Below are 3,048 nucleotides of genomic sequence, written 5' to 3' on the forward strand. Positions count from 1 at the left end.
GCCGCCAACTACCGTACACAACAAGCCAACAACGCAGTACCCTTCAACCCCGGGCTTTATCAGTAATCACTGGTACGGATGATGGGGGCAGGTCAATCCGCAACACACTCGCAAGTTGCTTCCCCACTCTCTATCCATCACCAACGCGCTACTCAGCTTCGGACCCGATAGTGCAGGACACAGACGGCACGGGTGACAATTGACCAGCAACGCGATGCCGCGTGAGTGGCAGGATACCAATGAAAAAAAATAGCTTCCGAAGCCTGCTTCCTTTGCTGCTGCTTTCAGTAGCGCTGCCAAGCGCATGTGCTCGCACGCCTCATGAAGCAAGGCGGGATGCGGGCACGCCACCTCAAGAGAAGAGCAGAGGTACCGACAACGGTGCCGACATCGTCTCTGCAAATACTACTCTGCAAGAATTGCAGCGCCGGCTGCTGCGCTTCATTGATGGACTGACAGTGCCAGCGGATCTGGACTATCCCCAGATGGAGTCAGCACTTGGCATCAAGCTTGGACCACCGTCTGATCCGGCATACCCGTGGCGTGAAATAAAGGAAGTTTCTCTGGCCGATGGCTATGAGCTCTATGCGACGCATCGCCCAACGAAAGATGGATTCTCGCGGATAGAGGTTGCAGTGACTCTACCTGACCATAGCAACCCCACGCGCGTGCCTACGTCCACCTGCATCTGGCAAGCAGAAGCACTCTCCAAAGCGCTCGAAGGGATGGGATACACGCGCGGCGGGCAGCGGCCGTTTCAGGGTGGATGGCTACGCCAGCATTGGCGCGCGATCAACGGCGGAAGTCAGATTTTTTCGGTCTCATTGCTTCTTTATCGAACCAATGAACAAGGCAGTCCACAAGAGTGCGCTTATAGCGTAAAGATCGATGGAGGCAAGCCATGAACCGGGTTGACCCACGTATCGAGCCTCTACTTGCCCAAATGGCAAAAGACCATGCACTTCCTGCTGGTGCAGAGGACAGCATTCGCCAGACGATCGCCGAATCACCTTATCTGTCGAACCTGTTAGGCGATGCCATTGAGAAAGGTCGAATTGGCACGATTGCTGTTTCGCATGGACAGAACAACGGGGGCCACTTCCAGGATGGTAAGGACGGCAAGGCGGGCACACTCAACATCAGTGAAGCAGCGTTCAAAGATTTCACAGGCTCAGAGCGCATCGACTATCTGACCGAGGTCATGGGCCATGAAACGATGCACGGCGTATTGGCCCAGCATCGTGCCGACGCCCTTGCCGAGTTCGGCAAGAGCATGGGCAACCGGATGCAGGAAGCCTACGACAATCGGGAGCATCAGGTCGACCTGACTGGCCCTACCCGCGTTTACCTGGATTCGACTCGCGCAGACGAAGCACTGTCGGAAATCTCGGGAATGCGTGCCCTGCATGATCGAATCAAACATCTGAACCCTGAGATGCCCGACAGTGTGGTTGAGAAGGAGTTGCTCGACCGGTCGAGTAATCGGTGTGTCGTGCGACAACCGAACGGCGCTCCGCAGTTTGCAGACGGACTGACCTACGATGCACTCACCAAGCACCCCTTTAGCCGCAACGATGCGCTGACCAAGTCGGTTGAGCACTGTTTTTACGACAGCAGTGGCACGCTGGGCCCACATGGCGATTCCGACTACCGGAACTACTATGGCGTGAATCCGATCAGCCATATTGCACAAAATTACGCGCATCTTGCGCATGACCGCCGGCCGCCGGAAGTTCGCATCGATCTTAAATCCTTGGGACTGGACCCAAGACAGCTGGAGCGCAACGGGCTGGACTTCGGGTCTGCGAAGACCTTCAACGTCGTTGACCTGGGTAAGGACGGCTATGGCATGGTCCAGCTCAAGGACACTGGCGCACGCGGCATCAGCGCCCCTAACCTTGCGGCACCGAATGAACCGAGCCGCGCATTGACACCTGTAGATGCTGGGCACCCCGACCATGCCATGCATCAACAGATTCGAGGCAAAGTGGAGCAGCTAGGCACTACAAATGGCCGTGCCTTTGATGCCATCAGTGAACGGATCACGGCCAGCCTGCTTACGCTAGCCAAGGACAACGGGCTAACGCGTGTAGATCACGTGCTGCTCAGCGACAAAACCAAAGACCTGCCTGCGGCGCAGACGCTGTTTGTCGTGCAAGGCGACCCGAAGGATCCCGCAATGTTGCGCGCTCATATGCCAACGGCCGAAGCCGCACAGCGGCCTGTTCAAGACAGCTTCGCGCAACTGGAATCTATCAACCAACGACTAGCGCAGGACCGCACGCAAGAGCAGGCAGTGGAACAACAGCGCTCGCAGGAACAACAACAGCGCGGCCCTGTTCCGTCGCTTTGAGACAATGACGTGCCCGCAACTGCCAGCAGACAGCGAGCCGGCCCTCGCTTCTGAACAAGCAACGACTAAGGCTGCTGTTTAAGTGCACCTGACCCAGTTCTTCTCATCACCAAATCTCAAATGTTCCGCTCCTGGCGAAATCAATAAAATCCCCTATAAATTCATCGTCAGAGCTAGGGGCGGTTACAGAAATACCTGCTTCCTCAAATTTTTTCGCAATGCTCAATGCTCGCTCACTGCCATGTGGGTCCGCTACGTAGCGTCCCAGCGCAGCAGCCAACTCCCTTGCGTCTGAGTCAGCGACAGATTGCCCCGCGTTCCAATCATAATGCGCCCCCCAAGGTTCTCTATCGATCCAGTCGATGGGGGGCGATGTCCCTTCTGGCTTCCATCCATAAACCGATGCCAAGTTCAAGTAAAAAGACCATCCTATTGTTGAGAAATGAAATTCCGTGCCAGCTTTATTTTTAAGGTCTACACCCATATCAATCAATTAGTCCTTACATTGAGACGACCCAGGCTGCGGGCTCGGCCCGGCTAAAAATCGATTCACGGGCATGGAAATAAGGGGTCAGGCTGCCCTTATAAGTGAACCTGACCCTGAGGTATCCCCACGTTTTCCCTAGCTGGATCAGCAAGTTATGCCACTGATCCAGTGGAAACAAGTGCGCGCATGGCGCAGTCTCCAAGGTGAC

3 protein-coding genes are annotated in these 3,048 nt (G+C 55.6%); 2 read left to right on the forward strand and 1 reads right to left on the reverse strand.

From position 1 onward, the window contains the following. Window positions 1–239 precede the first annotated feature (239 nt). Entirely contained in the window at window positions 240–905 is a 666-nt protein-coding gene (locus tag GGR61_RS20740; protein WP_184623796.1) for a hypothetical protein, read from the forward strand. Next, window positions 902–2,353 carry an XVIPCD domain-containing protein gene (locus GGR61_RS20745; RefSeq protein WP_184623798.1) on the forward strand — a complete coding sequence of 484 codons (1,452 nt, stop codon included), beginning with the start codon at window positions 902–904 and terminating at the stop codon, window positions 2,351–2,353. Before GGR61_RS20740 ends, GGR61_RS20745 begins: the two co-directional genes overlap by 4 nt. Before the next feature lie 106 nt (window positions 2,354–2,459). Here GGR61_RS20745 and GGR61_RS20750 read toward each other — a convergent pair whose 3' ends face one another. Further along, on the reverse strand, window positions 2,460–2,846 hold the full coding sequence (locus tag GGR61_RS20750) for a hypothetical protein (RefSeq protein WP_147157523.1): 387 nt from the start codon (window positions 2,844–2,846) through the stop codon (window positions 2,460–2,462). Window positions 2,847–3,048 lie beyond the last annotated feature (202 nt).

This window comes from Xanthomonas sp. 3058, assembly GCF_014199765.1.
Taxonomy (GTDB): domain Bacteria; phylum Pseudomonadota; class Gammaproteobacteria; order Xanthomonadales; family Xanthomonadaceae; genus Xanthomonas; species Xanthomonas campestris_B.